This is a genomic window from Cysteiniphilum sp. (assembly GCF_057495195.1).
This window is the reverse complement of sequence record NZ_JBXTEF010000127.1, coordinates 1-5,584: the sequence shown is the minus strand read 5'-3', so window position 1 is coordinate 5,584 and position 5,584 is coordinate 1. Positions and strand designations below refer to the sequence as shown.

The following is a 5,584-nucleotide window of genomic DNA, read 5'->3' as shown; positions in this document are numbered from 1 at the left end:
TAAAGCATGTCAAAGGATGGGAAAAAGAAAGTCACTTACTAGATATTGCATCTACGGTAACCGGAATAGCTTCTATTATTGCCGATACGGCTGCAGCTGTAAAAATTTCTCAAGAGGCAGCTAGTACTAGAGCTGCAAGGCTTCCTCCAGAAGGAAGTGCTGCTGAGGCACACCTTGTAAAAATGCAAAAAAAATATAAAGATGAAACAATTGGGTCTTATTTTAAATTATCTCAAGATGGAGAAAGAATCAATAACAATAAGTTGTCAAAGTTTTATAATACTAAAATCACGGACTTTTTTAATGCAACTGACCATGATATATTTGATCAGATAAGAAGCACAATTTATGCTGCTGAAGAATCTACTTTTATTGGAGCTGAAGGAGTAAGTAAAATTCACCAAGATAATCCATATAATACTGCTTTAAATCAAGATGAGTTTGCAAATAAATTCATAGAACTAGCAAATGACTTCCACAAACACACTTCACACAAGGGGCAAGCCTCATCTATGTATAATCAATTTATAGATATGTTAATTTTTGTTAATCCTCAAGGATTTGGCATTGACAAAAATGATTCGTTTAGTGACCTATTTGTCTCAACTTATACTCTATTAGATGTGCAAATATAATAATTTAAGGAAATTAATGCATAAATTATACTACACTGGCTTAATCACGATGGGGTTATTAAGCCAAGCATGCGCAACAACAGAACATGATAACGTTATATATGTTAAGCCTTATGGCTTTACTGTAAAACAAATATCATTTATTGAGGAAGCACATGCGATCACCCCAGGGCAACCGTACAGCGGCATTTTTACAAACAATAAAAATAAATCAATTACGATAAAGGCAGGACGACATAAAGAAAATGGTACAGTGGCTGCACTTCAAAAGTATGGCATTAAAACGGATCATGGCGTTACTGATTATTTTATTAATGAAAATATAGGACCCGAAGCATTAAATTTTGGTGTTAAAGGAAGGTTTATCTTTAGTAGCGATATTGGCACCTATGAGTGCCCTATTGCTTTAGGTCAAGGAAGCAATTATAAAGCACTCATTACTAAACTAAACAACTGGTGGGTTTTCCCCCTAGAAAAGCAAGGCTTTAAGTCGTCAGGAGGTGCAATACACGTAACTTGCCATGACATGGACACAATGAATACAGAAGTATTCTCTTTTAGTATCGATAAAGCTCTACTGGCAGCTTGGTGGAGTCTACAGATTTTTAATACGAAGTAATGCATAATGAAAAAAATACTACTTATCTTAAGTCTGCTCTCTTGTCAGGTCATTTATGCTGGTACAGTCTATCAATACAACGACCAAAATCAGTTAGTACATCTACAACAAAACAATCATATATATGAATATGGCTACTATGCCAGTGGTCAACGCGCCTATAAGAAAAATGAACTCGGCAATCAAATTGCGTTTGAGTATGATGTTAAGGGTAATTTGAGCAATGAATAACTTTTTGAGGTGTATGATAAAGTTAAATCACTAGGAGAAAGTGCGTATTGACATACTGAATTAGAACAAAATATGCTTGAATAATCGACATGATGATATTGCAATTTCATTGAAAAAATAGCATTATGCCCGAGCACCTGAGAGAAGCTAGGTAAAATGGTTTGTTAGCTGTACAGTAAGTTGGCATTGAAGAGATACAAAGGGAGAAGTAGTGAAACGAATATTAATTGTTGACGATGATATAGAAATACTAAATGAATTAGAGCAGATTTTTAGTCAATTTTTTTATGATGTTACAACGGTGTCCTCAGCAAAAGACTTCATGACAAAGATTAAGAAGCCATATGACATTATTATTACCGATATCATGATGCCGAATATTGATGGTTACGATGTCTTTAAACTAATAAAAGAACAATACCCACAAACACCAATACTTTTTTATTCTGCGTTGAGCTCTGATATAGATGAAGTAAAAGCGCTTGAAATGGGGGCAATCGATTATATTACCAAACCAAGCAATCCACGTGTTATCTTAGCGCGTGTAAAGAAGGCGCTTGAGAAAGGTACGCCATCTATTGAGCAACATGTGACTGCCTATGAATTTGACAATTGGCATGTTTGCTTAAAAAGCCAACGTGTCACAGACCCCGATGGTGTAGATATTACTTTTACAGCCAAAAGCTTTGCTTTATTATGCCATTTTCTGAGCAAACCAAATGAGTTGATTTCCCGTGATGATATTATGAATTTACTCTATCAACATGACTATGAAAGTAATTTTCGCAACATCGATACTTTTATATATAAACTACGCAAACATCTTCGTGATGAAGAGCAAATCAAGATTAAAACCCTCCATGGGAAAGGCTACATGTTGGTAGCGGATGTGAGACAATGCTGCCCTTAAAACATTCCAAAAAGATTCTATTGCTTGCAATTATACTACTTAGCACCGTGACGTTAGGCTTTTTTGCTGACTTTGTATGGGAGAGTTATCGGCATGAGCAGGCTGTTATTAATAAAGGTAAAAACAAAGTTTTTCTAAATGCAGTCAAAGATTACATCAGTGATATATATACAAAACAACAAATGAATGAGATAAACTTAGATGCTCACGCCACTTATGATACAAGCTTTAATATTGAGAATACGGCCGTGTATATTACAATTACTAAAGCTGCAAAATATAAATACCAAAAACAATATAGTGAGCAAGGCTTTTTACGTTATTTTTTTATGCAAGATACAAAGCGCAGAAATATTTCAATCAGTTTGGAGCATGGCTACTGGCTGAACATTTCTATTAGCTATGCATAACCCTTTCTTTTCTATAAATTGGCTACTTTTATTACTGGGTTTTTCATGGTATTTGCTTTTTTCGTGACGGCATTGCTTCTTAACTGGTATGCTAAATCCATGGGACTAATTTCAAACAAACTCAATAGCGTTGGGATATACCCTAACTACCCTAAAGACAAAAAACTTACTATATTTAACGCAATCCCCCACTCTTTAAAAGCGCTTTCAGATAGCTATCTTTTCATCAGCCACCTGTATCAATCAAGAAAAAAGATTTTAGCGTACATTGCCCATGATATAAAAACACCACTACAAAAAATAGTATTTACGCTGAATAACAACTTAGCAGGAAAAAAACAAAGCATTGAAAAACAAGTGGACGAAATTCAATCGCTTGTTAACTATTTACTAGACCTATCTAATCTATCCTTGTCAAAGGAAGATGTTGCTCTGATGGATCTTACCTCTTTTTTAGAGGCATTAAGTGATGAGTATCAAGATGCAGGATTTAGTGTATTTTATAGACCACAAGGGAATAGTAATATTCTATTATCTGTTTATAAACTCAAACTCAAAAGGATTTTTGATAATTTCATTAGTAATGCGTTGCGCTATGGCACAATTGTATATATTACCGAGCAAATATCAAAAGCCAAAGTAAATATCTTCATTGAAGATAATGGCTGTGGAATAGTGGCAGAGAAAATGAATGAATTCAATGATCTTAACGTCGGCCATGCCTATGACAAGTTCGACTACAAATCAGGTTTAGGTATGATGATTGCCAAAGAAATTATTTATAATTTAGGTGGTGAAGTTGTCTTATCGAAATCATCTTATGGCGGACTTAAAGTTCACGTGACACTACCAACCCAAAATGCTAAAAAGGCACTTTATAGCTAACCCATTTTCACGCTCCGGATCAATAAATATTTTTGGCATAACCCAAACATTGAAAACAAATTACCAGAATATAAATAGATTTAATTGAGATCTTTTCATTCAAACTACGTTATTTTTTAAATTACCTATAGGCTAAATATTAACCCACAAGTGCTCAGCCAACGCTTATTCAATCAAAATGGGCAGGAATATGGTCATAGGCTACCTATACCCATCGTAAATCATTTTGGGGTGTTGAGTTTTTGATGCTTCTGGGTGATAGCGTTTCAGGTATAAGTAGACAATTTATTCCAACCACCTAACATCACGGGGCTAACAGATGAATATAAAAAAACATGGCAAAAAAGGGATCGTCTGCTTGCTACTTTTGTGTAGCAGTACCTCCTTTTCCAACACTGTCATTTATCACTATAATAGTCAAAACCAATTGGTTAAGGTACAAAAAAATAATCATAGCTACGAATATGGCTACAATAGCAATGGGCAGCGTACTTACAAAAAAATGAAATAGGCGATCAGATTGATTTTGACTATGATGCTAACGGTAATTTGAGCAATGAAAGTGACGGTGTTATCACAAGCAGTTATTTTGGTGGCTTTCGTTATTTAAGCAATGGTATGTTACAAAGTACATTTAGAAATCGACATAATATGCCTAAAACAACTAGTGTTAGCAAAGCAGGAGCGATAGTAAATACCACCTTGCTTTTAAATCCATATGGTAAAATGCTTAATCGTGATCTTAACCTTGCGAATAGTCATCAAAACCGTGGGTTTAATATCACCGAAAATGCCAAAGTATATGGTGATGGCTATCGCGACTTTGAGAGCGGTTTAATATATATGGGCGCGCGCTTTTATAATCCTAATTTAAACCGCTTTATGGCGCAAGATAGCTATGATGTCTCTAATCGTTACAACTATGCCAACGCAAATCCTATTATGATGTATGATCCCGATGGGCATATGTCTGTATGGGAAGGTATTAATATTGGGCTAAATGGACTTGGGCTTATAGGTGGTGTGGCGGCTGCATTTGCCTCAGGCGGCGCAGCTGCCCCTTTAATTGGCGGAGTATTAGGAGCCATCTCCGGAATAACTGGTGGCGTGGGCATTGGCTTAAAGCATACAAAAGGATTTGAGGAAGAAAGCCAATTATTGGATGTTATATCTACCACTACTGGAATAGCATCATTGATTAGTGATGCAAGCAGTTTACTTGCGGCCAAACAGATCCAGCAAAGAATGCAAAACATAGAGGTGAATAGATTAATGAGCCAACCTGAATTTCAACGATTCAAAAAACTCCAAGACAAGCTAGCCCCAATAAGAAAAATGAAACGTGTCCTAGAATTTAAAAAATTAGGCGAAGAACATAACGCCACTTGTTTCTTTAATGCTTTTTTTAAAGCGATGGAAAGAACTAACAATAACTATAACAATGGAGTTGAGCGTGTTACTAATATGTTTGATAGTTTTATAAAGAAATATGGGACCAAATTTAACAACCCTCAGGGAGCAAAAGATTTACTCATAGTTAGACCTTGGAATGCATATCTTGGAATTGCAGATACACTTCCATATAAAAAGCATATATCTTTTTTTGGTGACGTTTATAAACTCGAAGAGTTATTAACCCATGATAACACTATTATGTTTTCAACTAAAAATCATGTGGCAGCGATATATCGACAAGATGGATACATATTTGAAACTGCTTGGACACATAACAGCTCTACAGGTAACGTTGAATATCTAGAAAACAATATTTTTAATCCAAAAGTATACGAAAATAATTACATAATGAATGTTTTTATAGGGAGTGTTCATAAAACTGTGTCAATTTAAATTTAATATTGATGTAGTGTGTTATTGCTAGAATAAACAGAGCAAC

7 protein-coding genes are annotated in these 5,584 nt (G+C 35.0%); all 7 read left to right on the top strand.

What is annotated here, in order from left to right; genetic code table 11:
- The coding region (locus ACY10D_RS10745) for a hypothetical protein (RefSeq protein WP_487000731.1) at positions 1-635 on the top strand (635 nt) is incomplete at its 5' end.
- Positions 636-651: 16 nt separating this feature from the next.
- On the top strand, positions 652-1,254 hold the full coding sequence (locus tag ACY10D_RS10740) for a hypothetical protein (RefSeq protein ID WP_487000730.1): 603 nt from the start codon (positions 652-654) through the stop codon (positions 1,252-1,254).
- A 6-nt stretch (positions 1,255-1,260) separates the two neighbouring features.
- Positions 1,261-1,485: a hypothetical protein gene (locus ACY10D_RS10735; RefSeq protein ID WP_487000729.1), complete on the top strand. Its 225-nt coding sequence runs from the start codon at positions 1,261-1,263 to the stop codon at positions 1,483-1,485.
- Between the two features lie 211 nt (positions 1,486-1,696).
- The gene (locus ACY10D_RS10730) at positions 1,697-2,395 is read left to right on the top strand and encodes a response regulator transcription factor (protein WP_487000728.1); all 699 of its coding nucleotides are present in this window, start codon (positions 1,697-1,699) and stop codon (positions 2,393-2,395) included.
- Positions 2,383-2,805 carry a hypothetical protein gene (locus tag ACY10D_RS10725; RefSeq protein WP_487000727.1) on the top strand — a complete coding sequence of 141 codons (423 nt, stop codon included), beginning with the start codon at positions 2,383-2,385 and terminating at the stop codon, positions 2,803-2,805. Before ACY10D_RS10730 ends, ACY10D_RS10725 begins: the two co-directional genes overlap by 13 nt.
- A gap of 45 nt (positions 2,806-2,850) precedes the next feature.
- The gene (locus tag ACY10D_RS10720; protein WP_487000726.1) at positions 2,851-3,690 is read left to right on the top strand and encodes a sensor histidine kinase; all 840 of its coding nucleotides are present in this window, start codon (positions 2,851-2,853) and stop codon (positions 3,688-3,690) included.
- 549 nt (positions 3,691-4,239) lie between these two features.
- Positions 4,240-5,538, top strand: coding sequence for an RHS repeat-associated core domain-containing protein (locus tag ACY10D_RS10715; RefSeq protein WP_487000725.1), 1,299 nt, complete (start codon positions 4,240-4,242; stop codon positions 5,536-5,538).
- The last annotated feature ends 46 nt before the right edge of the window (positions 5,539-5,584 follow it).